Below are 23,423 nucleotides of genomic sequence, written 5' to 3' on the forward strand. Positions count from 1 at the left end.
GGTCACATCTGAGGATTCGGACGTTCCGGGCAGAGGATCAGCGGGTCGCGACCGCTGTCGGCGGCTCGCTCGGGCCCTGCGTCGAGGAGGGCCCGCGAGGAGGCACGGCCGTGGTCGTGCGGCCCGGCTGCACGGTCTTGGGGGTCGCACGCGTCGGGGAGGATTTCGGAGCCGTCTCCGCGGCGGGCGGCTCCGGTGGAGTGACTTCCGGGCGGGGACTGGTCTCGGAAGGCGACGGCGAGACCGGTAGCGGGGAGATGGTCGACAGGCCGGGCCCCGCGGGCTGTACCGGCGCGGATCCTTCACCGGCGCGACCACCGACGGCGATCGCGCCGAACACGATCACCGCGACCGTCGCCAGCGAACTGCCGGCCACGGCGAGCCGTTTGCGCCGTCGCCGGATGCGGCCACCCTTCTCGATGATGTCCGCCGCCCGGATGCCCAGCGGGGGACCGCTCGCCCCGTGCGCGAGCACGCCTTTGATGTCCTCGTCCATCTCCTCACCTCCCATCGTCGTGCGCTCCGCTCAAGGCCAGTTCGCTGAAATGCGGTCCGAGCCGCTTGCGCAGGGTCGCCAGCCCCCGCGCGCCCTGGCTCTTCACGTTCCCGGTGCTGCAACCCAGCGCCGCGGCGGTCTCTTCGACGCTGAGGTCTTCGAAATAGCGCAGCACCAGCACGGCCCGCTGTTTCGGCGCGATGCCGGACAGCGCGTGCCTGACCAGCATCTCCTGTTCGGTACTGCTCTCTTCGCCCGGGACTTCGGGCAGGGCGTCGGTGAGCTTCTCCCGTTTGCGCCAGACGCGTCGATGCTCGGAGAGGAAGGTCCGCAACACGATCTTGCGCGCGTAGCCGTCGAGCGCGTCGTGCCGGGAGAGCCTCGGCCAAGCCAGGTACAGCTTCAGCAGCGCGGCCTGGGTGATGTCCTCGGCCTGATACCAGTCCCCGCACAGGAGGTACGCGGTGGCACGCAGGCTGTGCGCGCGCTCGTCGAAGTACCGGGCGAACTCGCCGTCCCACGGCGAGCCCGTCCCGGTCTTCGACGAGCGGCTCAATGACACCTAGTTTCCGGCTCCTTCGACGATGGCGGGGAGGTGCAGATCCCCGGTCGGCCCGGCCGGGACGGCCTTGGGCACGCGGTGCTCGCCCGGCGCGGTGACAGCCGGGGTCTTCGAGACCCCCCGCGGCGCGGTGGTGGCGCGGGGCGGTTCGCCCGGCTTCGTGGTGGTGGGCGCCTGAGTCGGCTGGGGCGGCGCCTGCGTCACCGTGGGCGTCGGGGCGCTCTGGTCGGCCGACGCCAGCGACGTGGTCGCGAAGGCGGCGCCGCCCGCCAGCAGCAGCGCGCCGAGGGAAAGAGCGATACGAGTACGCAAGAGTGTCTCCTCGATCCGGGCGCCGCTCATTGGCCGCGGCGCCTTACGTCGTTAGACATGCGCCTCGCCCACCTTGGGGTTGCATCGAGTTTTCGGAAGGTTCCAGTCAGCGCACGGCAACCAACACGAACGGCCGGAGACCACGAGGGTCTCCGGCCGCCCGGTTCCATGGAAGTACTTCAGCTCGCGAGAGCGGACAGCTTCGTCCACTCGTCCCAGGCGTAGGTCCAGTCGCTGTAGTCGCGCGCCCGGTTGATCGTCTGGGTGCTGCCTTCGATCTCGACGGGGTCGCCGACGAGCGCGCCCGCCATGTACTCCTTGGCGTTGGCGGGCGCGAGGTTCACGCAGCCGTGCGAGATGTTCTTCTTGCCCTGTGCCCAGATCGAGGGCCCGTAGCCGTGAATGAACTCGCCGTTGGTCGAGAACCGCACCGCAGACGGCACGACGATGTTCTCGTAGTCGTAGCGTTCGTTGGTCATCGAGTACGTGTCGTGCTTGGACATCACCACGTGCGTGCCGCTCGGGGTGACGCGGCCCGGGTCGGCGTCGAGGCCGTAGCTGGCCGGGTAGTCCGCGATCTGCTGACCGTCACGGATCACCAGGAGCCGGTGGGTCTGGGTGTTGCCCTTGACGACCTGCGAGCGCCCGATGGTGAAGCTCGCCGAGCGATCTTCCTTGCCGTACACGCCTTCGCCGATCTTGACGCCGTAGATCTTGGCGTTGAACTTCACCGTGGTGCCGGGCTGCCAGTAGGCCTTCGGCCGCCAGTGCACCGAGGTGTCGTCGTGGACCCAGGCCCAGGAGCCCTCGGTCTTCGGCGTGGTCTCGACCGACAGCGCCTTCTCGACCGACGCCTTGTCGGTGACCTTGCTCGGGAAGGTCAGCGTGATCGGCATCGCGATGCCGTAGGTCTGCCCGTCGAAGACGTTGATGTTGGCGCCGACCTGCTTGCGCGGCTTGACCGTGGTGAAGGCACCGCCGACGTCGACGGGCTTGCCGTCGGTCCCGGTGGCCTTGCCGGACCAGGTGTAGGTCTTGCCGTAGCCGAGCTGTTCGGTGGCGGACCAGCTCTTCTTGTCCTCGGACGGTTGTCCGGCGACCTGTTTGCCGTCCGGGTTGGTCAGCACGATCTGGTCGAGCGTGCCGTCGGCGACGCTGACCTTGATCGGCTGGCCCGGCGCGACGTCCTGCGCGCCCGCGGCAGGTTCGTAGGTCAGTTTGGCCGGCGCGGCCGCCTGTCCGCCGGTCTCGCTGCTGATCGGACCGCCGCCGTCCGGCCCGCTGGCCGAAACGGTCGGCTCGCTGCTGCACGCCCCCAGTGTCAGAACGGCCACCAGCCCCAGTGCCGCGAACGCCGCTCGGCGGCGGGCGGTTTCAGTGAACCTCAAAGCTTCCCCTTTGCTCCCCTGTACACCGACCATGACGTCCGGACCGCCCCTTAAGTTGATCCCACCGAGAGTGATGCGAGTCACAATCGGGTGGATCATAGTTCACGATCGGGGCATGACCGACTTCGGTCCGTGTCCGGCGATGACCTGAGGTCGGCGCGCGGTGGAAGGGTAGCGAGGGGGTCCGACAGAAGGCCGCGCGGTATACGACGTTCCGGTGACCTTGGTACTTGGGGGTGCCCAGAGTCCGATCACGGGCTTCAAATATGGCCAGATCCCGGTACTCTGCCATCAGGCCGTCGTTTTGCGTGTTCGTGGCTTCACACTCGCGGAACTTCTGACGCGAGCCATGAGCCGGTGACGCGCTCTTCGCTCGACTCGTTGGAACCGCCCGGGACGGTCTGGGTGTCGCTTCGGTGGCACTCGAAGCGGATGTGCAACGAGGAGTACAGCGGTGGCGCAAGGCACTGTGAAGTGGTTCAACGCGGAGAAGGGCTTCGGCTTCATCGCGCAGGATGGCGGCGAGGGCGACGTCTTCGTTCACTACTCGGAGATCGAGGGCCGCGGTTTCCGCACTCTCGAGGAGAACCAGCGAGTGGAGTTCGAGGTCGGTCAGGGCCAGAAGGGTCCGCAGGCCCAGAAGGTCCGCGCGATCTGAGTCCGCCCTTTCGGCGTTGCTCAGACTGATCAAAAAGCCCCCGGCGTTCTCGCCGGGGGCTTTTTCTGTGCGGTGAAAGCTTCTTCGTTCGTGCTGTTCCGTTCCGGGTGCCGCGTCAGCGGGCGACGGGCTGATCGAACGCGTCGGCGTCGAAGTGGAATTCGTCGGTGTGGGCTTCCTCGTGGCGGCGCTGCTGGGCCGAGTTGGCCTGTGATTCCCACGAGAGACGCTCGAGGATCCATTCCTGCGCCAGCGCCTGCGGCGACAGGTTGCGTTCGGTGGCGGCGTCCTTGAGCTGCTCCATGGCGATGAGGTTCATCCGCAGCTGGAACACCTGCGCTTCACCGAAACGCTTGCCGGTGCCGGTGCTCTCCGGGTCGTTGTCGGGGGCGAGGGCACGAAGGTAGCTGGTGAGCTCCGTGTCTTCGACGACCGCTTCGGCCTCCTTGGTGGCGGAGTTGCGGTGACGACCGGGGTTGACCGGCTTCAGATTCGTGCGGCTGCCGTTACGACGGCTCAGGGAAGGAAGGGGCACCGGGCCACGATAACGGTTCGGTCTCGGCAAACCAACCACAGTGAGCCACGACACACCCTTTTTATTTCCCCATTCGGCCCAACCCGCCCAAGAAACCGATTTCCCGTGATCACTAAACGCAACCGGGGCACTCCCGGAAACCTTTTCGCGCCAGCGAAGTTGACTACTCAGCCGCCACCGGTGCGGGGCCGTCAACCGCCGCCGCACGGACCCTGGGGGTCTGGGGGGTGGCCCCCCAGAACACGGAGCGACCCCCGCGCCAGGGGGAGGAACGCGGGGGTCGGAGGGGATCTCCACAGGCGCTGACCGGGGGTGTGTCAGCAAATCGATTGTTGCACGGTTTGCTGAGAAGGGCGAGTGGGCGCGGGCAGAATTCCGGTCGGCACGTCACCTGTGGTTCGCCTGTGATTCATGTGGCGCGGGTGTGCGCGTGATTGCTCTGCGTTGTGCGGAGCGTGGCGACAGGTTCACTCTCCGGGGGGCTGTGTGTCGCGGCCGGCTGTGGCTAGCCTCGCGGCCAAGCTGTTCGTTGGCCGTTTGGAGGAACCATGGGTGGGTCTGTGGAAGTTCGACAGTTCCTCCTTCGGTACGAAGGTGCCGATGGGGGTAGTTCGACGTTGGCTGGTGGTCTGCCGGCGCAACGCACGGGTCAGGGGGATGCCCAGCGGGTGTCCGACGATCAGGTGCGGCGTGCCCGGCTGGCGGTGGCCAACGGGGCGCTGGGTGTCGATGACTGTGTCCAACTGCTGGACATGCTGGGGTTGACGCTGGATGAGGACGGGCAGGCGCCCGTTCAGCGCTGAGTTTCGCCCGAAGCCCGGTCGCGTGGTGTGTCCACCGCGCGGCCGGGCTTTCGTTTGCGCTTGACGAGCCGTCCTCCAGTTGTGTAACACTGTTATTATTCAACTGGCTGGAAGGTGACCGACGTGGCGACGATCGAGACGGCGCGGGAAATCCGGGGCGCGGTGCAGGTGCTGGGCGGGAGGTTCATGACCTCTCCGGAGCTCGCCGAAGTCGAGGCGGAAGTAGGTCTGCCGCCGCGAACGCTGTATCTGCGAGGACGTTCGGCGGTGCTCGGCGACCCGCCGCCGAAGGTCGTCGCGGAGCTGTTCGGGATCTTCCCGCACTGGCTCTTCGAGTTCGCCCTGCCGCCCGCGATGGCGGCCCTCGACGCGGCCTCCGCGGTCCGCGCCTACTCGCGGTCATCGGCGAAGTGGGCGCGGGTCAGCCTTTCGGACGCCGACGACCCCGGACGTCTCGCCGATCTGCTGTTCCGTCTCGTGGACGCCGCGGACGCCAGTGGTCTCGCGTTGTTCGCCGGATGGCAACTCGCCGAACGCCCGGAAGACGACGTCGAACGGCTGGCGTTCGCGCTCATGGTCTTCCGCGAGTTCCGGGGCGGTGTCCACTTCGCCGCCCTTCGCGCGGTGGGCCTGACCGTGCCCGAGGCGGTCGTCGCGGACCCGGAGGGCGGGCGTGGGCGACTCCTGCGCACCGCGTGGTCCGAGGAGGCCGCCGACGACTTGATCGCCGCGGCGGAGGCCAAGGGTGATCTGCGGCAGCGCTGGCGGGACGCCGAGCACCTGACCGATCAGCGCGTGGCCGAACTCCTCGCCGTCACTCTCGCGGGCGACGAGCAAGACGAGCTTCGAAGGCGGCTGAGCGCCCTGCGGGGCGCCTCGGCCCTGATATCCTGAAGTCACCGCGTTCTCGCAGGTCCCAGCCCTGTGAACAACTAGAGGACCCCCTGTGCGGAAGCCAAAACGGGGGTGTCCTATAGTTATGTTCGCTCCCGGGGACACCGGAGAGCGCGGGTCGGTCGGTTCGCCGAAACCGAACCGGGCTCCCATCGTCCAGCGGCCTAGGACTCCGCCCTTTCAAGGCGGCAACGCGGGTTCGAATCCCGTTGGGAGTACGCAGTACAGTTACAAAGCAGTATGCAAGGCCCTGTGGCGCAGTTGGTTAGCGCGTCGCCCTGTCACGGCGAAGGTCGCGGGTTCGAGTCCCGTCAGGGTCGCAAGATCGTTCGGCTCCTTGCCGGCGTTCCCGGCCAGGTAGCTCAGTTGGTACGAGCGTCCGCCTGAAAAGCGGAAGGTCGCCGGTTCGACCCCGGCCCTGGCCACCGCTCGCAGAACCGCCCCGACTCAGGTCAGGGCGGTTTTTTCATGCCTGGGGCCGATCTTGGCTCCGGGCATACAGACACAGTGCGCGATGGCGGCCGATGTCGCAGGAGCATCGGGCGCCACCGCGCACCGCGGGGACGGTCGGGGCCTGTCGTCAGGACCTGGCGTCCTGTTTGCCGGTCTGCTGCTGGACCCAGTCGGCGAACGCGGTCACGTCGGTGTAGATACCCGGCATCTCCGGGCAGCTGGCGGTCTGGCCGCGGCTGGTCGCGCCGACCAGCGTCCACTTGCCGTCGGCCTTCACCACGGCAGGGCCACCCGAGTCGCCGTAGCAGGCGCTCGCCTTGCCGCCCTGGTTGTCCATGCAGAGCTCGGTCTGCGCGTCGTAGGCGCCGGAGCCGGAGCAACCGGAGTCTTCGGCGATCTTGGTGTCGAGCTGCTGGAGCGCCTCCGGGGCGGCGCCGCAGCCGCGCGTGGGACAGGTCAGCCCCCAGCCGATCTCCCGCACGTCGGTGCCCGGCTCCGGCGACTGGCCGATCTCGATCGGCGCCGCCTCCGCCGGCTTGGTCAGGTGCACGACGGCGATGTCGTACGGGCCGGAGCCGTCGTACTTCTCGTGAACCACGAACTTGTCGACCTCGGCGATCTCGCCGCCCTTGGTGTGGTCGGTGGTGTTGATGCGGTACTGCCAGTCGGCGGGCTGCTCACCTTCGACGCAGTGCGCGGCGGTCACCAGCCACTGCGGGGCGATCAGTGACGCGCCGCAGTTATGGTCGCCGCTCTTGGTCTGCATGGACGCCATGAAGCTGTAGGTTTCGGTCGCGTCCACGCCACCCACGATCAACGGCTGTACACCCGAGGGCGGTTGGGCGGCGGAAACCGGCATCGCCGACCCGAGCACAGCGGCGGCTCCGGCCAGCAGACCAACGACGAGGGAACGAGTCCTCACTGTTTTCTCCTTCCACACCGGCGTTTGTCACCGGCTACTCGGGAAGGGTGGCCAATCGGCAGCCGGTCGTGGAACTGACGAAAGTCGGTGGCCGTTGCCAGTTACCAGTTGGGGCAACGGTTTCCGACGTCCGCGATCGACACCTCTCCGATCTTGACCTCCAGCATGGTGGAGGTGTCAGGATCGGGACATGACACTCGCACCTGAGCAGGTCGACGAATGGACTGTCGACACCCTCGACCTCGACGCGTACCTCGGCCGGATCGGCCAGGACCGCGAGAAGCCTTCCGCCGCCGCGTTGCGTGAGCTGGCGAAGGCGCACGTGTTGGCCGTTCCGTTCGAGAACGTCGACGTCGTTTTGGGGCAGCACAAGGGAATCGCGCTCGAATACGTGATCGGCAAACTCGTCCGGCGTCAGCGCGGCGGCTACTGTTACGAGCACGGCAGCCTGTTCGCCGCGGCCGCCGAACAACTCGGCTACCCCGTGCGCCGCCTCGTCGCGCGGGTCCAGCCGCAGAAGAACGGGCCGTACACGCATATGACGCTCGTGGTCGAGGCGGACAGCGTCCAGCATCTGGTGGACGTCGGTTTCGGCGCCGGGATGCTGGTGCCGATGCCGCTGGTCGACGGCGCCGTGGTGGATCAGGCGGGCTGGCCGCACCGGCTCGTCGCCGACGGCGACCGGTGGCGCCTGCAGAAACTGGAGGGCGACGGCTGGACCGACCTGCACGCCTTCACGCTCACGCCGATGCACCGGATCGACTACGAGGTCTACCACCACTACACCTCGACGCATCCGCGTTCGCCGTTCACCGGGCAGCTGGTGGTCATGCGCCTGGAGGAAGGGCTCAGCCGCAAGCTGGTCGGCGAAGAGTTCGTCGTCGAACGCCCGGACGGGACCAAGGAGACCACCAAGATCCCGGCCGAGCGGCTCGACGCGACGCTGCGCGAGCTGGACGTCGTGCTGACCGACGACGAACTCGCGAAGCTGCTGAAGATCTACCCGGGGTGAGAGCTCAGAGTTCGAATTCCGCGCGCTTGTCCTCGGGCACGAGGTCTTCGTACTCGCGGTGCTTCTCGATGTAGGAGCGCACGTACGGGCAGTAGGGCAGGACCGACCTGCCCTGTGCCCGGACGTCGTCGAGGGCGGCGGTCACGAGTTTGCCCGCCAGACCCTTGCCCGCGAAGTCGTCCGAGATTTCGGTGTGCAGGAAAAGGATCGCGTCCGGTCGGGTGCGGGTTTCCAGGAACCCGGCGGGTTTCCCGTCCACGACGATGTCGTAGCGGTCTTCTCCGGATTTGATCTCGACACTCATTCAGCCGCTCCGAAAAGTTCGTCCGGTGGCACGGGCCTGCCCAAGTGGAAGCCCTGTGCCTGGTCACAGCGCAGCTCGCGCAGCACGGCGAGCTGCTCTTCGTCTTCGACACCTTCGGCGACGACGATCAGGTCGACGGCGTGCGCCATCGCGATGATGCTCTTGACGATCGCGGCCGCGTCGCGTGATTCCGCGATGCCGGTGACGAAGGTGCGGTCGATCTTGAGCGTGTCCAGTGGCAGTCGTTGCAACTGCGCGAGCGACGAATAGCCGGTGCCGAAGTCGTCGATCGCCAGTGAGACACCGAGATCGCGTAACGACATCAGGACTTCGGCCGCCGCGGCCTGATCCCGCATCAGCGCGCTTTCGGTGACCTCCAGGGTCAGCGCGTGCGGCGGCAGGCCGGTGGTCTTCAGCGCGTCCTGCACCGTGGGTACCAGATGCGGGTCGTCCAGCTGCCTCGCCGAAAGGTTGACCTTGAGGTTCAGATCGACGTCGAGCCGTTCGCGCCGTTTGGCGATCTCGCGGGTGGTCGTGCGCAGGACGTGCTTGCCGATCAGGTTGATCAGGTCGCTTTCCTCGGCCAGCGGGATGAACTCGGCGGGCGAGATCGTGCCGTGCGTCGGATGTTTCCAACGCAGCAAAGCTTCCACGGCGACCATCTGGCCGGATTCGATGTCGACGACGGGCTGATACGCGGTCCAGAGTTCGCCGTTCTGCAGTGCGTCGCGCAGGTCCTGCTCCATGCGGAGCCGCCTTTGCATCCGCTCCCGCAGTTCGACGTCGAAGAACTCGTAGCGCGCGCGGCCGAGCGTTTTCGCTTGGTACATCGCGACATCCGCGTCCCGGAGCAGGTCTTCGGCGGTCCGGGTGTCGTCGTTGGCCGCGGTGACGATGCCGATGCTGGCGTCGATGTGCAGCTGCCTGCCGTTCACCGTGATCGGTTCGGTCAGCGCTTCGCGGAGATGTTCGGCCAGGGCCTTGATCTCACCCGGCTCGGTGATTTCGGCGGTGACGACGACGAATTCGTCGCCGCCGAGCCTGCCGACGAGGTCGTTCTCGCCGATTCCCCGCCGCAGTCGTTCGCCGGCGATGCGGAGCACCTTGTCGCCCACTGAATGCCCGAGGGAATCGTTGATCACCTTGAACTTGTCGAGATCGATGAACAGCACCGTGGTCAGTTCGGCGCGGCCCGCGCCGGACAGCGCCTCGGCGAGACTGTCCAGCACCAGCGTCCGGTTCGCGAGTTCGGTGAGCGGGTCGTGCGTCGCCTCGTGGGCGAGCCGCTCGCCGATCGCGCGGCGTTCGGTGATGTCGGTGAACGACGTGACCACCGACTCGGCCGACGGGTCTTCCGGGGTCAGCAGCCTCGCGGTGAGCGAGATCCAGACGTCGCCGCCGTCCTGCCTGCGCAGCCGCAGCACGAGACCGTTCTGCGCGACCCGGGTACGCCGGGCCAGCACCGACGGCATCCTGGCGGGGGGAATGCGCCCTTGTTCGTCGTACAGCTCCAGCGTCACGCACGGGACGCCGATGAGGTCGTCGTGCCCGACGCCGATGATCCGGCAAGCGGCCGGGTTGGCCGATTCGATGAGCCCGCCGGGGCCGATCACGACCACACCTTCGTCGAGCGAGGCGACCACCGTGCTGTAGTGCTGCTCGGCGCGCCGCCGGGCCGTTTCGTCCGCGCAGACCAATACGAAGCCGTCGTTCATCTCCGCGGCGGAGATACGGATGGCCAGCGTCGAGCCGTTGCGGTGCCGATGGGTCGTCTGCATGACGCCGCCCTTGCGCAGCACCGCCTCCGGGTCGAGCGCGGCGCCGACGAGGTCACTCACCGTGCCGCCGATCGCCTCGTCCGCCGTCCAGCCGTATACGTTCTCCGCGGCCGGGTTCCAGCTGGTCACCACGCCGTTTCCGCTGGTCGCGATGATCGCGTCGCTGACGTGGCTGATCAGCGCGGCCTGATAGCGCAGCGTCGCTTCGGCGGCCTTCTGCGCGCTGATGTCGCGCATGATGACCTGAAAGGCGGGCCTGCCTTCCCACGTCGTCCGCACCGAAATGCTCTGTACCAGGTATTTCGTCCCGTCGAGGCGGAGCATGACGGCGTCGGCAGGCTCGGTGGACGCGCCTTGACGGTGGAGCGACGCGATCCTGTCGAGCAAGGCCGGGAGCGATTCGTCGGCGACGAGGTCCATGATCGGCCGCCCGATCAGTTCCGCCGTCGAGGACGCTCCGAGCGCGGTGACGGCCGCCCTGTTCACGTACGTGACAACGCCGGCTTCGTGGACACAGACCGCGTCGGGACTGAGTTCCACCAAAAGCCGGTAACGATCAGTGAGATCTTCGAGGGCTTGCCGGTTCTCGCGGACGTCGGTCACGTCGGTGGCGATCCCGAGCAGGCCCGACGAACCGTTCTCGTCGCCGATGGTGCGGGCGCGCAGGCGGACCCAGCGGAGCTCGTCCGCCGGGTTGCGGAACGACTGCTCGAGTTCGAACTCCCGCCACGGCGGGGAAGTGCGGGTGCCGGAGGTCAGCGGGGCCACCAGATCGGCGAGCCGTGCCTCGATCTCGGCTTCGGTGAGCCCGGCTCCACCGAGCAGGTTCTCCAGACCGGGCAGCCAGGACAGGGTCTCGCTGTCGAAGTCGTACGACCAGATCGCGGCGTGGTCGCCCGCGAGGCCGAGGTCGCCGACCGGCTCGTTCCCGAGCGGCGCGCCTGCCGGTGTGCCGGAATTTCCGGCTCCAGGCACGGCGAGGGCGTCAGCCTCCATGATCCGTCCGAACCCCCTCTTCCGGTGCTGGCACCGTCGATTACACCACCCGCGGGGGGCGCTGTATACGCGAACCGAAGGGCGACCACCGCTGATATGCGCGAAAGCACACGGATACACGTTGTGTGACTGGTATCCACCACCTTCCCCCATCGGGTGAATAATTTTTGGTTAAGCTCACCCATTCGGCGGTCAGGTCCGGTAAAACTACTGCTGGCCGTTCCCCGGTGCGAAAGGTTTCAGCTGGTGGATGACGACGACGTTTCGGTCGCCGACCTGCTCATTCGCGAGGGCTGGGATGACCACGAGGAGTCACGGGCAAAGTCACGCTGGAGAGTTATCGCGGTGGTGATCGCCGTGGTCGTCGCCTGCGGCGCGGCCGGTGTGCTCGTGGGATTCGATTCGGAACCCGAGCAGAATGCGCAGCCGAACGACATCAGCGTCATCGAGATGCCGAAGCGGCCCTCGGAGAACAGGGGAGCCGACGCGACGTCGGCGGTCCCGACCACCGAAGCAGGCGGGACCGGCGAGCGCACCGACAGTGGGCCCTCGACGCAGCCCAGCAAGACGACGTCCAGCCGCCGGACGTCGAGTTCGGCCGCGTCGACGTCCGGCTCCCCGGAGCCCACGCCGACACCGACCTCGTCGAACGGGCCTGCCGATCCGCCGAGGACGACCGGATCCACGGTCGCGCCGCAGCCGCCCAACCCGACTCCGCCGCCGCCGAGTACGACGCCGACCGAAGAGTGCCATCTGTGGCCGAAGTGGCTTTGGTGCTAGCTCTCGGCTGATCAGGGTGCCTTCAGCAGATCCGGTTCCCGGCGCCTGCCGAGGTGGTTGAACAGCAGGTTGAGGGTGAAGGCGACGATCGCGGCGACCGTGATCGGACTGCCGCAGATGGTCTGCAGCCACGACGGGAAGTGCTGGAAGAAGATCGAATTCCCGAACTGGTTGGTCGAGAACGCGGGCAGCAGACCGACGCCGAACGACACCGCGACGATGAAGGTGTTGTGGTTGCCGGAGAACTCCACCTTCTTCAGGTTCTGCACGCCGACGACGGCGACCATCGCGAACATGACCACCGCGACCGCGCCGACCACCGGTTCCGGCACGGCCGCGACGAACGCGCCGACCTTCGGCACCAGCCCCATCAGCACGAGCAGGCCGCCCGCCATCGCGACCACCCAGCGGCTGCGGACCCCGGTCATCTGCACAAGGCCGACGTTCTGTGCGAAGGCCGTGTCCGGGAACGAGTTCATCGCGCCGCCGAGGATGGCCGAGAGACCGTCGGTGGCGAGACCGCGCGCGAGGTCGGAATCGGTCGGTGGCCGTCCGGTGATCTCGCCGACCGCGACCAGGTCGGCGGTGGATTCGGTGTAGGTCACCAGCATCACGACGCACATCGAGAGCACCGCCGCGATGGGGAAGGTCGGCGGGCCGAAGTGGAACGGTGACGCGAGACCGAACCAGTCGGCGTCGGCGATGCCCTTGAAGCTCACCAGGCCCATCGGGATCGCCGCGACCAGGCCGATCACCAACGCCAGCAGCGGGCCGATCTGGTTGGCGAACCCGCGCAGGACCCTGGTGAACAGGATGATCACCGCGATCACGCCGAACGCGAGCGCGATGTTGGCCGGTTTCGCGTAGTCCGGTGCTTCGGTGTCGTGACCGGCGATCAACCCGACGCCGGGGCCGAGGAGCGAGATGCCGATGACGACGAGCAGCGTGCCCGACACCAGCGGCGGGAAGAACCGGATCATCTTGGCGAACGGTTTCGCGATGAGGAGGCCGAACACACCCGACGCGAGCATCGCGCCGTAGACGGCCTGCATGCCGTACTGGGACGCGATCATGATCATCGGGTTGACCACGGTGAACGTCGCGCCCGCCACGACGGGCAACCGGATGCCGAAGAGCCTGCCGATCCCGATCGCCTGAATCAGCGTCGCGATGCCCGCGACCAGCAGATCCGCGTTGACCAGCAACGCGATCGTCGCCGCGTCCAGTTTCAGCGCGCTGCCCACGACGAGCGGGACGGCCACCGAACCCGCGTACATGATCGACATGTGCTGCAGGCCGAGCAAAGTCAGCTTCGGCAGCGGCGGGCGCTGGTCGACCGGGTGGACCTCGGCTGGGCTGGAGCTCATGTAACCCCCTGTGACATGCGGGAACCTCGGCGATCAAGCTAAGTCGCCCGGCATGACCGTAGCGCGTCCACGGCATGAGGATCACGTTTCGAAGGGGCGGTCGAAAGGGCCGGACCTGTGTTGAATGGACACCGGGCACAACGGAAGGAGCGCCGATGGAGACCGTCCTTGTCGTAGGGGCCGGGCAGAGCGGGTTCGGGGTGGCGACCTCGCTGCGGGACAAGGGGTTCGACGGGCGGGTGGTCCTGATCGGCGACGAACCGGGCTTGCCGTATCAACGGCCTCCGCTGTCGAAGGGCTACCTCGCCGGGACGGCGGGGGACGCCCAGCTGCGCCTGCGCGCCGAGGACTTTTTCGCGGAGAAGGACATCGAGCTGATCGCCGGCCGCGTCGCGTCGGTGGATCGCGACGGAGCGAAGGTGGTGCTGGAGGACGGGACCGCCCACCAGTACGACCATCTCGTACTGGCGACGGGCGCGGGCAACCGGGTGCTTCCGGTGCCGGGATCCACTTTGGACGGTGTGTTCACCTTGCGCACCAAGGATGACGCCGACGTCCTGCGCGCGGCCTTGGAAAGCGCGGAGAACGTCGTCGTGGTCGGGGGCGGTTTCATCGGGCTCGAGTTCGCCGCGCACGCCGGGCGGCCCGTGACGATCGTGGAGGCGCAGGACAGGCTGATGGCCCGCGTCGCGACTCCGGAGGTCTCGGCGTACTTCGCGGCGCTACACGAGGGAGCCGGACACACCGTGCTGCTCGGGCAAGGTGTCGCCGCGCTGCATGGCGACGGCCGGGTAGCCGAGGTGGAACTGAGCGACGGCAGGCGGCTGCCCGCCGATCTGGTGCTGGTCGGGGTCGGGGTGGAGCCGCGGACCCGGCTCGCCGAGGAGGCCGGACTCGCCGTGGCGAACGGCGTCGTCGTCGACGAACATCTGCGCACGAGCGACCCGAAGATCTCGGCGGTCGGGGACTGCGCGAACTTCCCGTGCGTCCAGGCCGGGACCGCGACGCGGCTGGAATCGGTGCAGAACGCCGTCGACCAGGCGCGGGCGGCGGCCGCGGCCATCGCCGGTGAACCCGCGCCGTACGACAGCCTGCCGTGGTTCTGGACCGACCAGCTCGGCGCGAAACTGCAGATCGCCGGGATCCTGACCGGGGCGGAGAAGACCGTGGTGACCGGCGATCGGGAGGGCGGGAAGTTCTCGGTGCTGTCGTTCCGGGACGGCGTGCTCACCGGGGTCGAGTCGGTGAACCGGCCGCCGGACCACATCGCCGCGCGCCGGCTGTTCGCCGCGGATCCGGCGCCGCCGTTCGAGACGCTGGAGGCCAACGGCTTCGATCTCAAGGCGACCTTCGCGTCAACTCGTGGTTGACGATTGAATGGCGTCAACCTAGAGTTGACGGCATGACCACTCCAGTCCGGCTCGACGACCTCATCTCCCACATCAAGCAGCAGCATCCCGATGGCGACGTGCTCGGCCAGCTGTCCGACGCGGTCTTCCTCGGCGAACACCTCGGCGAGGTGGCCGACCATCTGATCGGCCACTTCGTCGACCAGGCACGGCGCTCCGGCGCGTCCTGGACCGAAATCGGCAAGAACATGGGGGTGTCCAAACAGGCCGCCCAGAAACGCTTCGTTCCCAAGGAATCCGGCGAAGGCGCCTCACTCGAAGACCTGGTGAAGGTGTTCAGCCGCTACACCGATCGCGCCCGGCACGTCGTCGTCGCGGCGAGAGACGAGGCCGTCGCGGCGAAAAGCCCGCAGATCGAGCCCGTGCACTTGGTCCTCGGTCTGCTGGCCGAGCCCGCGGCACTCGCGGCGGGGGCGATCGTGGCCCAGAACGTGACCCTCGAAGCCGTCCGCGAGGCCGCGGTGGCGCGGCTGGCGGAACCCGCCGACGAACCGGCGGAGGCGGCGAAGATGGTGTTCGGCGCGCAGAGCAAGAAGGCGCTGGAGCTGACCATGCGGGAGGCGCTGCGGCTCGGGCACAACTACATCGGGACCGAACACATCCTGCTGGCGCTGTTCGAACTCGGCGACGACCTGCTGGGTGAGCTCGGGCTCACGAAGGAGAAGAGCGAGGCGGTGATCCTGCAGGCATTGGCGGAGATCGTCGCCGCGCGCGGGAAATGACGAGGATCGCGCTCGCGGTACTGGTGTTCGTCGCCCTGGTCTTACTGGCCGCGAGTATGTGAGGCCGTCGAAATTCGGTTGCTCAAGCCCGGGTACGACGCTGCACTGTGCCGGGCGCCGCGAACCCGTGGTGCCCGGTGACCCGGGAAGGCCGCGGCGACAATGGAAATCCGATCCACGACCGAGCAGGACCGAGACGTTTTCGTCGACACTCTCCATGCCGCCTTCGGGCGCTTTCCGGAAGCATCGGCCGAGGGCGGCGGGATCTGGTCCGCGCTCGAAATGGACCGCGGCCTGTTCGCGGTTTCGGCCGATGGACGGCCCATCGGCGCCGCTGCGGCGTACTCCTTCGAGTTGACGTTGCCCGGCGAGATCCTCGCCCCGGCCGCCGGGGTCACGGCCGTCGGTGTCCTGCCCTCACATCGGCGGCAAGGCGTGCTCAGCGCGATGATGCGGCGTCAACTCGCCGATGTACGGGCCCGAGGCGAATTCCTCTCGGTACTACTGGCCTCCGAGGCCTTGATCTACCGCAGGTTCGGTTATGGACCGGCGACCCACACTCAGCGGTTGACGGTTTCACGCCACAAAGCCGCTTTCGCCCTCCCCAGGGCTTATGGAACGGCCGACGCTTCCACGGCCGGTTCCGTCGAGGTGTTTCGCCGTGCCGAGTGCGCCGGGATCCTGGAAGAGGTCTACGACCGGTATCGACGCGCGCAGCCCGGCGCGCTGTCCAGGCCGCACCGCTGGTGGGCCTTGGGCGCCGGGCAGCCTCCGATCTCTCCGGCGCCGCGCTACATCGTCGTCCACCGTGACGTAGACGGTGTCCCGGACGGATACGCCAGCTATTCGTTCAGTGAGGGGAGCACCTTGACGGTCGACGAAATCATCACCGTCGACGACGCTGTCTTTTCCGCTCTGGCGCGCTTCGTGCTCGGACACGACTTGTCCACCCAGGTCGTGTTCAAACATGTCCCGCCCGAGCATCCGCTCCGGTGGCAGTTCGCGGACTTCCGGGCGGCGCAGGTCAGCGACGACACCGACTGGCTCTGGGTGCGGCTGCTGGACGTCCCGCGTGCACTGACCGCGCGCGGCTGGTTCACGGACGGCGAACTCGTCCTCGACGTCGAAGACCCGTTCCTCGATGAGCGTGGTCGCTACCTGCTGACCGTCCGGGGCGGCAAGGCCGACTGCGTTCCGACGGGCAGGGAGCCCGACCTTTCCCTGGACGTGAGTGACCTGGGATCGGTCTACTTGGGCGGCACCGCCCCGAGCACGCTCGTGCGGGCCGGGCACGTCCGGGCCCACCGCCCGGATGCGGCGGCTCTCGCCGACGCCCTCTTCCGCGCCGAGCGTCCCCCGCATTGCCTGCACTGGTTCTGACCGCGGGCTCCGCACCGCACTGCGAGCGACGCGGTGCGGAGCCCTTTCAAAGTCCGTCAGGCGGAGGACTCGGGGCGACCGTCGGCCGCCCAAGCGGTGTGGAACGACCCCTCGCGGTCGACGCGGCGGTACGTGTGGGCACCGAAGTAGTCCCGCTGCCCCTGCACCAACGCGGCGGGGAGCCGCTCGGCGCGCAGACCGTCGTAGTAGGCCAGCGCTGTCGAGAAGCCCGGCGTCGGGATACCGAGCCGCACCGCGGTGGAGATCACCGAACGCCAGGAGTCCTGGGCGTCCTCGACGGCCTTCCGGAAGCCGCCGGACGTCAGGAGGGTCGGCAGCGCGGGCTCCTCGGCGTACGCGGCGGTGATGTCGTTCAGGAACTTCGCGCGGATGATGCAACCGCCGCGCCAGATGGACGCGACCTTGCCGAGGTCGATGTCCCACCCGTACTCGGCGCCGCCGGCCTGGATCTGGTTGAAGCCCTGGGCGTATGCCACCACCTTCGACGCGTACAGCGCCTGCTCGACGTCATCCGCGAAGGTGTCCAAAGCAGACCCCGTCAGCGGAGTACGCGAAGGACCACCGAGACCGCGGGAAGCCTTACGCAGGTTCGACGAACCCGACAGCGACCGCGCGAAGACGGCCTCGGCGATCCCGCTGATCGGAACGCCCAGGTCCAGTCCGATTTGGACGGTCCAGCGGCCGGTGCCCTTCTGTTCCGCCTGGTCCGCGACGATGTCGACGAACGGCTTGCCGGACGCGGCGTCGGTGTGCGCCAGCACCTGCGAGGTGATCTCGATCAGGTACGAGTCCAGCCGTCCGGAGTTCCAGGTCCGGAAGACCTCGGCGATCTCGGCGGGGGAGTAGCCACCCGCGCCGCGCAGCAGATCGAACGACTCGGCGATCAACTGCATGTCGGCGTACTCGATGCCGTTGTGCACCATCTTCACGAAGTGCCCGGCGCCGTCCGCGCCGACGTGCGTGCAGCACGGCTCGCCGTCGACCTTCGCCGAGATGTCCTCGAACAGCGGCCCGAGCGACTGGTACGACTCCTTCGACCCGCCCGGCATGATGCTCGGCCCGTGCAGCGCGCCCTCCTCTCCACCGGACACACCCGTGCCGACGAAGTGGATGCCCTTTTCGCGCAACGCGGCCTCGCGACGGCGGGTGTCCGCGAAATGCGCGTTGCCCGCGTCGACGATCACATCGCCCTTTTCGAGGAGCGGGACGAATTCGTCGATCACGGCGTCCGTCGGCGCACCGGCCTTGACCATGATCACGACCTGGCGCGGCCGCTCCAGCGCGTCGACGAACTCCTGCGCCGAATACGCCGGGATGAAGTCGCCTTCGTCACCGAACTGCTCGACCAGTTCCTTGGTCCGCTTCTCGGAGCGGTTGTGCAGGGCCACCGTGTGCCCGTGCCTCGCCAGGTTCCTGGCCAGGTTGCGGCCCATGACCGCCAGACCGGTGACCCCGATGCTCGCCTTCTTGCTCATCCGCACCCTTCCGCTTCGATTCCCGTGCCGAGCCTATCCCCGTTGAGGGATACGGCGCCGGGGCGAGAAGGGATCAACCGGGAGTTGTCCACAACCGGCCCGGCCTGTGGACAACTTCCCGCGAGCAAGACCGCAGACCACACGTAGGTATCTGAGAGAGGGTTCGTTCTCTTGAGAGGTAAGGCAAATGTGGCGTGTCCTGAAGGCTCCCGTTGAGACGTTGAAGGTCTCAACGGGGGCCTTCAGGACATCACGCTTCGACGCTGGGGCAGCAGTGTTCCTGCCTGTCGCGAAAGCCACTTTCGGGACGTGTGGTGTCCCGAAAGTGGCTTTCGCGACATGGGCAGCGGCTGCCGACCTCGAGGGATGCGCACGGCAGAGGTGCTGGTCACGGCAGCCTTACTATCTCCAATGTGGCATTGGAGATAGTAAGCAGGCCACGCCCTATTTGGCTTAACCCTCAATAACCCCTCTTTAACAGTCAGGACCCGAGCGAACCGGTCATACAGGTGACAACCGGACACAAAGTTGTCAGAAACTGTCCCTTGTGGACATATAGCGCCCGATTGAACCTCCATTGCCCAGCCCAGAATCACGCCGCGACGCCCCTTCTTCATCGCGACAGCGTCCAAGGCCCACTTCCCGCTGGCGCGCCGGAAACGCGACCCCGCCCCGACCGTAAGTTCCTGGCAGGGCGGACCCGAGCGGGCGAGCGTCAGGAGAAGCAGCGGATCGGGGCGCCGTTGTAGGTGACCATGTCCGCCAGCGCGGCCCCCAGATCGATCGGCGCACCCCAGTCGAGGCCGTCGAGCTCGGCGTAGGCGCGGTGCAGGTTCGCGGGCAGTCGTTCCTGCTCGGACAGTGCGTCGTAAGGGCCGAGATCGGCTTCGCGGGCGGCCTGGAGCGGCGTCAGCCCGGCGGCCTTCCCGTGCGCGGCGAGCTTCTGCAGGAAGGCGAGATACCCGTCGACGACGTCGATCGCCTCCGGCCCGCACACCGGGCCGTGGCCCGGCACGATCGTTTCCGGCTCCAGCTCACGGACCACATCCAGCGCCTTCCGCCAGCCGGCGGGCGAGCCCATCAGCGCGAACGGGCTGCCGCCGTTGAAGATCAGGTCGCCGACGAACAACACCCGCCGCTCCGGCAGCCAGACCAGCACGTCGTTGGTGGTGTGCGCGGCGTACCCGGAATGGATCAGCTCCAGGCGGACGTCGCCGGCGTGCACGGTCAGCCGGTCGTCGAACAGCACCTCCGGCGGCCGCAGCTCCAGATGACCCCAGTCGTTCCCGGTGAACGACCGCTCGTAGGTGTCGATCCCGGTGGCGACCATCACCTCGCGGGTCTTCCGGTGCCCGACGATCGTCGCGCCGGCCGCCAGGTAGTTGCCGTTCGTGTGGTCACCGTGGTGATGCGTGTTGATCACGATCCTCACCGGGGCCCCGCCGCTCGACGCCGCCGTCTCCAGCAGCGCGCGCGTGCGCCGTTCGGTCGCGCACGTGTCGATCACCACGGTGTGGTCGACGCCGGCGACGAAGCCACAGTTGTTGATCCACCACGAACCATCGGGCTGGACGTACCCGAAGACACCATCGGTGAGCTGCTGGACTAACGGGGATTGGGCCACCTGGTCACTATGTCGCATCGAGGTGTCCGAAATGTGACGAGATCGCTCCGCCACCAGAGTGACGCACCAGGTGACTGGTGTTTTCAGCCGTTTCCTGGAACGCTGCGCAATGTCATCATCGAACCCCGCAAGGTGGTCTACCCTGGGTGGGTTCGAATGTTCGCGCGCAGGACGGCGGGAAACCGCGGTCCTGGCTATGTGGTCCGGGAGAGCAAGGCTGATGGCCAGCACCGTCACCTCGCGCCGGAAGCAGCTCGGAAACGAGCTCCGGCATGCCCGCAACGCCGCGCGGATGACACAGCAGCAGGTCGCCGAGGTTCTCGGCTGCACCCAGGGCAAGGTCAACAAGATCGAGTCCGGTGCCGTCGGGGTCAAGCTCGGGGATGTGCGATCCATGCTGAACGCGTTCGGGATCAACGGCGACGAGGCCGACACGCTGATGAACCTGGCCCGCGCCGCGGCCGGGCAGCGCGGCCACTGGTCCGGTTATCGATCCGTGGTCCCGCACTGGTTCCGCACCTTCACCGACCTCGAACCCGCGGCCGCGGAGATCCTCACCTGGCACGGCGAGCGCATCCCCGGTCCGCTGCAGTCCGAGCACTACATGCTCAAGCAGTTCACCGAAGCGGGCGCCACCGACGTCACCTCACTGGTGCGCAACCGGCTGGACCGCAAGGCCGTCTTCGAACAACAGCAGCCGCCCTACTACCGGTTCATCATCAGCGAAGGCGCCCTGCGCCGCGCTCCCGGCGGCTCCGCCCCCGCGGTGATGCTCGACCAGGTCGAGCATCTGCTGGCACTGGAGAAACATCCACGCGTGTATGTGCACGTGCTGCCGTTCGGCGCCCGGCTCGCCGCCGTGCCCAACGACTTCACCATCATGCGTTTTCCGGATCGCACCAGGGATTTCGTCTACATCGAGCATTCCGCGGGCGGGTTGTACCTCGACGACGTCAAGGATTTCAACATTTTCGTCGATTCCTGGGACCGGTTGCGCGGCGCCGCGCTGGAACGCCAGGAGACCCGGCAGTTCCTCAAGGAACTCGCCGAGTTGTACCGCAATCAGATGCAATCCTGAGAACGCCGATGTCCCTTCGGTAAGGTTGCGGGACATCACCGCGGTCGAGTGGACAGGGGCTGGACGTGGACCCGGAGTTCCTACCCGAGGGCGTCGACCTCGAGCGGCCCAACGCCGCCCGGATCTACGACTGGGCCCTCGGCGGGAACGCGAACTGGGCGGTGGACCGGGAATTCGGCGAGCAGATGGTCAAGGCCTTCCCGCTCATCCGCACCGGCGCCAGGGCGAACAGGGCCTTCCTCGGCCGCGCGGTGCGCTACTGCGTCGAAAACGGCGTGACCCAGTTCCTCGACCTCGGTTCCGGCGTGCCGACGGTCGGCAACGTCCATGAGATCGCCGACGACGTCGATCCGGACAGCCGATGCGTCTATGTCGACAACGAACCGGTCGCCGTCGCGCACGCCAAGATCCTGCTGGAGAAGGACGGTGACCCCCGCCGGCACGCGGTGATCGCCGGCGACCTGCGCGACGCGGACGACATCTGGGAAAGCGCCTTCGACACCGGCGTCCTCAACCCCGCGAAACCGGTGGCGCTGCTCACCGTCGCGGTCCTGCATTTCGTGCCGGGCCCCGAACTCGCCGGAACCATCGCGCGCTACCGCAGGCTGCTGCCGCCCGGTTCCTTCTTCGTTCTTTCCCACGTCACCATGTCCGGGGTGGAAGGCGACGAACTCGAACAGATCCAGCGCGTCGTGAAGCAGTACGAACAGTCGAGCACGCCCGCCACCTTCCGCGACCGGGAAGAGATCTTGGGCTTCTTCGGGGATTTCGAGCTCGTGGAGCCCGGTCTGGTCCCGGTCGGCGCATGGCGGCTGGACGACCCCCGCTCTCCTACGCTTAACTGCGGCATCGGCGGGGTCGCCCGCAAACCCGCTCTCTGACGAGGTGTGACGGCATGACCACGCAGCACGATCCCGTAGCCCCCGAAGGTGTCGATCTCGAACGCCCCAACGTGGCCAGGGTGTACGACTGGTTCCTCGGCGGCTCGGCCAACTGGGCTATCGACCGCGAGTTCGGCGCGCAGGTGCTCAAGCAGTTCCCGGAGGTCAAGACGTTCGCCCGCGTCGGACGTGACTTCCTCGGCCGCGGCGTGGGATACCTGGCGCGCCAAGGGATCACGCAGTTCCTCGACATCGGTTCCGGCGTGCCCACCGTCGGCAACGTCCACCAGATCGCGAGCGCGATCAACCCGGACTCCCGTGTCGTCTACGTCGACATCGAGCCGGTCGCCGTCGCGCATTCCCAGCTGCTGCTGGAACGCGAGGGACTGCTCGGGCGGCACGCGGTCCTGCAGGGCGACGTCCGGGACCCCGCCGACATCTGGAAGCAGGCCCTCGAAACCGGGGTGCTCGACCCGCGGCAGCCGATCGGGCTGGTCATGGTCGGCCTGCTGTACTTCCTCGGCCCGGACGAACCGGTGCACGAGATGGTCAAACACTACCTCGACCTGTTGCCGTCGGGTTCGTACTTCCTGTCCTCGCATCTGACCGAAGACGGCGTCACCCGAAAGGCCGGTGACAACCGCGAGAACGTCCAGGAGCTGTACAAGAAGACGAGCGCGCCGTTCCATCTGCGCTCCCGCGCGGAATTCGCCGCGTTCTTCGACGGCCTGGAGATGGTGGAGCCGGGAATCGACTGGATGGCCGCTTGGCATCTGGACGAGGCGGCTTCCCGGGCGAGCGCCAGGTTCGCCGACGATCCGACCTTCACCGGTGGGCTCGGCGGGCTCGGCCGCAAGCCCTGAGGTTTCGAGCCGCGGTGATCAGACCCGGCCGGCCAGATGCCCGATCAAGGGCGACAGCTCGAACCGACCTTCGAGCGGCCTGCCGGTTCTGATCGGGTCCCGATGCCCTCGCCCGCCCGGGAAGTCGACTTCGGAGTTCCACGGCGGCTGCTTGCGCAGCGGGGCCTGGATGAGGCTGAACCCGAAACGCTGACGCAGTTCGAGCCCGATGTTGCGGTGTTTCCCCGACGCCAGGCGTTCGTCCTCACGGCGGAACAACAGCGTGGTGAGGCGGACGGCCATTACGGTCACACCCCCCGGCCAGGACGCGGCAACCGCGTCTGGTCGGCCGAATCGGCGAGGCCGAGACAACGTTCACAGGGCATCCCCGAGCCGACGGGGATCCATTCCAGGTGGTCGTAAGGCATCGCAGCGCCACAGCGGGCGTGCAGGAATTCGGGGTACGAGCCCCCGGAGTGCACGTCGAACAGATGCGCGGAGCGACGGCTCTCGCCCGCCGTTCCGGCCATGAGCCTGCCGACGGCCAGTACCGTCGCCGGCATGGTGTCTTGAATGATCACGCTGATCCTCCCCCACGAGGTCGGCGATGGGTGGTCATGCGCCGCGGGGTGGTGCTTTCCAGCCGGTCACCTGCCGTTGGTGTCCTGCTGAAACGACGAAAACCCCGCTGAACGCCACCCGGTGACACGTGTCGCCAAGCTCTTCGCATA

At 67.5% G+C, this 23,423-nt stretch carries 24 protein-coding genes and 3 tRNA genes; 14 read left to right on the plus strand and 13 right to left on the minus strand.

What is annotated here, in order from left to right; translation table 11 throughout:
- Positions 1-37 precede the first annotated feature (37 nt).
- The 4 genes from ACZ7KI_RS10635 to ACZ7KI_RS10650 all read right to left on the minus strand — a co-directional run bounded on the left by ACZ7KI_RS10635 (position 38) and on the right by ACZ7KI_RS10650 (position 2,791).
- Positions 38-496, minus strand: coding sequence for a hypothetical protein (locus tag ACZ7KI_RS10635; RefSeq protein WP_470272877.1), 459 nt, complete (start codon positions 494-496; stop codon positions 38-40).
- Between the two features lie 4 nt (positions 497-500).
- Positions 501-1,058 carry a SigE family RNA polymerase sigma factor gene (locus ACZ7KI_RS10640; RefSeq protein WP_470272878.1) on the minus strand — a complete coding sequence of 186 codons (558 nt, stop codon included), beginning with the start codon at positions 1,056-1,058 and terminating at the stop codon, positions 501-503.
- The gene (locus ACZ7KI_RS10645) at positions 1,059-1,400 is read right to left on the minus strand and encodes a hypothetical protein (protein WP_470272879.1); all 342 of its coding nucleotides are present in this window, start codon (positions 1,398-1,400) and stop codon (positions 1,059-1,061) included.
- Between the two features lie 149 nt (positions 1,401-1,549).
- The gene (locus ACZ7KI_RS10650) at positions 1,550-2,791 is read right to left on the minus strand and encodes a L,D-transpeptidase (protein ID WP_470272880.1); all 1,242 of its coding nucleotides are present in this window, start codon (positions 2,789-2,791) and stop codon (positions 1,550-1,552) included.
- 421 nt (positions 2,792-3,212) lie between these two features.
- Between ACZ7KI_RS10650 and ACZ7KI_RS10655 the strand changes: the two genes are divergently transcribed.
- Positions 3,213-3,416 (plus strand): cold-shock protein, encoded by a 204-nt coding sequence (locus ACZ7KI_RS10655; protein WP_003097368.1) that lies wholly within the window; start codon positions 3,213-3,215, stop codon positions 3,414-3,416.
- A gap of 115 nt (positions 3,417-3,531) precedes the next feature.
- On the opposite strand, the gene ACZ7KI_RS10660 is transcribed toward ACZ7KI_RS10655, so the two are convergent.
- The gene (locus tag ACZ7KI_RS10660; protein ID WP_470272881.1) at positions 3,532-3,951 is read right to left on the minus strand and encodes a hypothetical protein; all 420 of its coding nucleotides are present in this window, start codon (positions 3,949-3,951) and stop codon (positions 3,532-3,534) included.
- 548 nt (positions 3,952-4,499) lie between these two features.
- On the opposite strand from ACZ7KI_RS10660, the gene ACZ7KI_RS10665 reads away from it, so the two are divergent.
- The 5 genes from ACZ7KI_RS10665 to ACZ7KI_RS10685 all read left to right on the plus strand — a co-directional run bounded on the left by ACZ7KI_RS10665 (position 4,500) and on the right by ACZ7KI_RS10685 (position 6,073).
- A complete protein-coding gene (locus tag ACZ7KI_RS10665; protein ID WP_465500592.1) occupies positions 4,500-4,754 on the plus strand; it encodes a hypothetical protein in 255 nt (84 codons plus the stop codon).
- A 114-nt stretch (positions 4,755-4,868) separates the two neighbouring features.
- Positions 4,869-5,648 carry an SCO6745 family protein gene (locus ACZ7KI_RS10670; RefSeq protein WP_470272882.1) on the plus strand — a complete coding sequence of 260 codons (780 nt, stop codon included), beginning with the start codon at positions 4,869-4,871 and terminating at the stop codon, positions 5,646-5,648.
- A gap of 145 nt (positions 5,649-5,793) precedes the next feature.
- Positions 5,794-5,866 (plus strand) — tRNA-Glu (locus ACZ7KI_RS10675).
- 28 nt (positions 5,867-5,894) lie between these two features.
- A tRNA-Asp gene (locus tag ACZ7KI_RS10680) sits at positions 5,895-5,968 on the plus strand.
- Between the two features lie 31 nt (positions 5,969-5,999).
- Positions 6,000-6,073: transfer RNA gene (locus ACZ7KI_RS10685), tRNA-Phe, on the plus strand.
- 155 nt (positions 6,074-6,228) lie between these two features.
- Here the strand turns inward: ACZ7KI_RS10685 and ACZ7KI_RS10690 are convergent.
- On the minus strand, positions 6,229-7,023 hold the full coding sequence (locus tag ACZ7KI_RS10690) for a S1 family peptidase (RefSeq protein WP_470272883.1): 795 nt from the start codon (positions 7,021-7,023) through the stop codon (positions 6,229-6,231).
- Between the two features lie 190 nt (positions 7,024-7,213).
- Here ACZ7KI_RS10690 and ACZ7KI_RS10695 point away from each other — a divergent pair, with 190 nt between their 5' ends.
- Complete coding sequence (locus ACZ7KI_RS10695) at positions 7,214-8,035, plus strand: arylamine N-acetyltransferase family protein (protein WP_470272884.1); 822 nt, start codon at positions 7,214-7,216, stop codon at positions 8,033-8,035.
- A gap of 4 nt (positions 8,036-8,039) precedes the next feature.
- On the opposite strand, the gene ACZ7KI_RS10700 is transcribed toward ACZ7KI_RS10695, so the two are convergent.
- Positions 8,040-8,339 (minus strand): GNAT family N-acetyltransferase, encoded by a 300-nt coding sequence (locus ACZ7KI_RS10700; protein WP_470272885.1) that lies wholly within the window; start codon positions 8,337-8,339, stop codon positions 8,040-8,042.
- The gene (locus ACZ7KI_RS10705; RefSeq protein WP_470272886.1) at positions 8,336-11,113 is read right to left on the minus strand and encodes a sensor domain-containing protein; all 2,778 of its coding nucleotides are present in this window, start codon (positions 11,111-11,113) and stop codon (positions 8,336-8,338) included. The genes ACZ7KI_RS10700 and ACZ7KI_RS10705 overlap by 4 nt, the downstream gene beginning before the upstream one ends.
- 246 nt (positions 11,114-11,359) lie before the next feature.
- On the opposite strand from ACZ7KI_RS10705, the gene ACZ7KI_RS10710 reads away from it, so the two are divergent.
- The gene (locus tag ACZ7KI_RS10710) at positions 11,360-11,893 is read left to right on the plus strand and encodes a serine/threonine protein kinase (protein WP_470272887.1); all 534 of its coding nucleotides are present in this window, start codon (positions 11,360-11,362) and stop codon (positions 11,891-11,893) included.
- 11 nt (positions 11,894-11,904) lie between these two features.
- On the opposite strand, the gene ACZ7KI_RS10715 is transcribed toward ACZ7KI_RS10710, so the two are convergent.
- Positions 11,905-13,260, minus strand: a complete 1,356-nt coding sequence (locus ACZ7KI_RS10715) for a nucleobase:cation symporter-2 family protein (RefSeq protein WP_470272888.1) — start codon at positions 13,258-13,260, stop codon at positions 11,905-11,907.
- Positions 13,261-13,415: 155 nt separating this feature from the next.
- Here ACZ7KI_RS10715 and ACZ7KI_RS10720 point away from each other — a divergent pair, with 155 nt between their 5' ends.
- From ACZ7KI_RS10720 to ACZ7KI_RS10730, 3 genes are all read left to right on the plus strand, one after another.
- Positions 13,416-14,630 carry an NAD(P)/FAD-dependent oxidoreductase gene (locus ACZ7KI_RS10720; RefSeq protein ID WP_470272889.1) on the plus strand — a complete coding sequence of 405 codons (1,215 nt, stop codon included), beginning with the start codon at positions 13,416-13,418 and terminating at the stop codon, positions 14,628-14,630.
- Positions 14,631-14,662: 32 nt separating this feature from the next.
- Positions 14,663-15,391 carry a Clp protease N-terminal domain-containing protein gene (locus ACZ7KI_RS10725; RefSeq protein WP_470272890.1) on the plus strand — a complete coding sequence of 243 codons (729 nt, stop codon included), beginning with the start codon at positions 14,663-14,665 and terminating at the stop codon, positions 15,389-15,391.
- 162 nt (positions 15,392-15,553) lie between these two features.
- Positions 15,554-16,771 (plus strand): GNAT family N-acetyltransferase, encoded by a 1,218-nt coding sequence (locus tag ACZ7KI_RS10730; protein ID WP_470272891.1) that lies wholly within the window; start codon positions 15,554-15,556, stop codon positions 16,769-16,771.
- Between the two features lie 56 nt (positions 16,772-16,827).
- Here ACZ7KI_RS10730 and gndA read toward each other — a convergent pair whose 3' ends face one another.
- A complete protein-coding gene (gene gndA, locus ACZ7KI_RS10735) occupies positions 16,828-18,267 on the minus strand; it encodes an NADP-dependent phosphogluconate dehydrogenase (RefSeq protein WP_470272892.1) in 1,440 nt (479 codons plus the stop codon).
- Between the two features lie 715 nt (positions 18,268-18,982).
- On the minus strand, positions 18,983-19,891 hold the full coding sequence (locus ACZ7KI_RS10740; RefSeq protein WP_470272893.1) for an MBL fold metallo-hydrolase: 909 nt from the start codon (positions 19,889-19,891) through the stop codon (positions 18,983-18,985).
- Between the two features lie 220 nt (positions 19,892-20,111).
- Here ACZ7KI_RS10740 and ACZ7KI_RS10745 point away from each other — a divergent pair, with 220 nt between their 5' ends.
- The 3 genes from ACZ7KI_RS10745 to ACZ7KI_RS10755 all read left to right on the plus strand — a co-directional run bounded on the left by ACZ7KI_RS10745 (position 20,112) and on the right by ACZ7KI_RS10755 (position 22,713).
- The gene (locus ACZ7KI_RS10745; protein WP_044855139.1) at positions 20,112-20,969 is read left to right on the plus strand and encodes a helix-turn-helix domain-containing protein; all 858 of its coding nucleotides are present in this window, start codon (positions 20,112-20,114) and stop codon (positions 20,967-20,969) included.
- A gap of 65 nt (positions 20,970-21,034) precedes the next feature.
- Positions 21,035-21,850, plus strand: a complete 816-nt coding sequence (locus tag ACZ7KI_RS10750) for an SAM-dependent methyltransferase (RefSeq protein ID WP_470272894.1) — start codon at positions 21,035-21,037, stop codon at positions 21,848-21,850.
- Positions 21,851-21,864: 14 nt separating this feature from the next.
- Positions 21,865-22,713 (plus strand): SAM-dependent methyltransferase, encoded by an 849-nt coding sequence (locus tag ACZ7KI_RS10755; protein WP_470272895.1) that lies wholly within the window; start codon positions 21,865-21,867, stop codon positions 22,711-22,713.
- 18 nt (positions 22,714-22,731) lie between these two features.
- On the opposite strand, the gene ACZ7KI_RS10760 is transcribed toward ACZ7KI_RS10755, so the two are convergent.
- Together ACZ7KI_RS10760 and ACZ7KI_RS10765 are read right to left on the minus strand one after the other, a co-directional pair.
- A complete protein-coding gene (locus ACZ7KI_RS10760) occupies positions 22,732-22,995 on the minus strand; it encodes a hypothetical protein (RefSeq protein ID WP_470272896.1) in 264 nt (87 codons plus the stop codon).
- 5 nt (positions 22,996-23,000) lie between these two features.
- Positions 23,001-23,273 carry a hypothetical protein gene (locus ACZ7KI_RS10765; protein ID WP_470272897.1) on the minus strand — a complete coding sequence of 91 codons (273 nt, stop codon included), beginning with the start codon at positions 23,271-23,273 and terminating at the stop codon, positions 23,001-23,003.
- Positions 23,274-23,423 lie beyond the last annotated feature (150 nt).

This window comes from Amycolatopsis sp. NPDC039088, from assembly GCF_055598845.1.

Excerpts from the sequence above, each read along its gene's own strand:
- ACZ7KI_RS10635 (WP_470272877.1), bottom strand. The coding sequence starts at position 496 with ATGGACGAGGACATCAAAGGCGTGCTCGCGCACGGGGCGAGCGGTCCC.
- ACZ7KI_RS10645 (WP_470272879.1), bottom strand. The coding sequence starts at position 1,400 with ATGAGCGGCGCCCGGATCGAGGAGACACTCTTGCGTACTCGTATCGCT.
- ACZ7KI_RS10650 (WP_470272880.1), bottom strand. The coding sequence starts at position 2,791 with ATGGTCGGTGTACAGGGGAGCAAAGGGGAAGCTTTGAGGTTCACTGAA.
- ACZ7KI_RS10665 (WP_465500592.1), top strand. The coding sequence starts at position 4,500 with ATGGGTGGGTCTGTGGAAGTTCGACAGTTCCTCCTTCGGTACGAAGGT.
- ACZ7KI_RS10695 (WP_470272884.1), top strand. The coding sequence starts at position 7,214 with ATGACACTCGCACCTGAGCAGGTCGACGAATGGACTGTCGACACCCTC.
- ACZ7KI_RS10700 (WP_470272885.1), bottom strand. The coding sequence starts at position 8,339 with ATGAGTGTCGAGATCAAATCCGGAGAAGACCGCTACGACATCGTCGTG.
- ACZ7KI_RS10705 (WP_470272886.1), bottom strand. The coding sequence starts at position 11,113 with ATGGAGGCTGACGCCCTCGCCGTGCCTGGAGCCGGAAATTCCGGCACA.
- ACZ7KI_RS10715 (WP_470272888.1), bottom strand. The coding sequence starts at position 13,260 with ATGAGCTCCAGCCCAGCCGAGGTCCACCCGGTCGACCAGCGCCCGCCG.
- ACZ7KI_RS10720 (WP_470272889.1), top strand. The coding sequence starts at position 13,416 with ATGGAGACCGTCCTTGTCGTAGGGGCCGGGCAGAGCGGGTTCGGGGTG.
- ACZ7KI_RS10725 (WP_470272890.1), top strand. The coding sequence starts at position 14,663 with ATGACCACTCCAGTCCGGCTCGACGACCTCATCTCCCACATCAAGCAG.
- ACZ7KI_RS10730 (WP_470272891.1), top strand. The coding sequence starts at position 15,554 with ATGGAAATCCGATCCACGACCGAGCAGGACCGAGACGTTTTCGTCGAC.
- gndA (WP_470272892.1), bottom strand. The coding sequence starts at position 18,267 with ATGAGCAAGAAGGCGAGCATCGGGGTCACCGGTCTGGCGGTCATGGGC.
- ACZ7KI_RS10745 (WP_044855139.1), top strand. The coding sequence starts at position 20,112 with ATGGCCAGCACCGTCACCTCGCGCCGGAAGCAGCTCGGAAACGAGCTC.
- ACZ7KI_RS10755 (WP_470272895.1), top strand. The coding sequence starts at position 21,865 with ATGACCACGCAGCACGATCCCGTAGCCCCCGAAGGTGTCGATCTCGAA.
- ACZ7KI_RS10760 (WP_470272896.1), bottom strand. The coding sequence starts at position 22,995 with ATGGCCGTCCGCCTCACCACGCTGTTGTTCCGCCGTGAGGACGAACGC.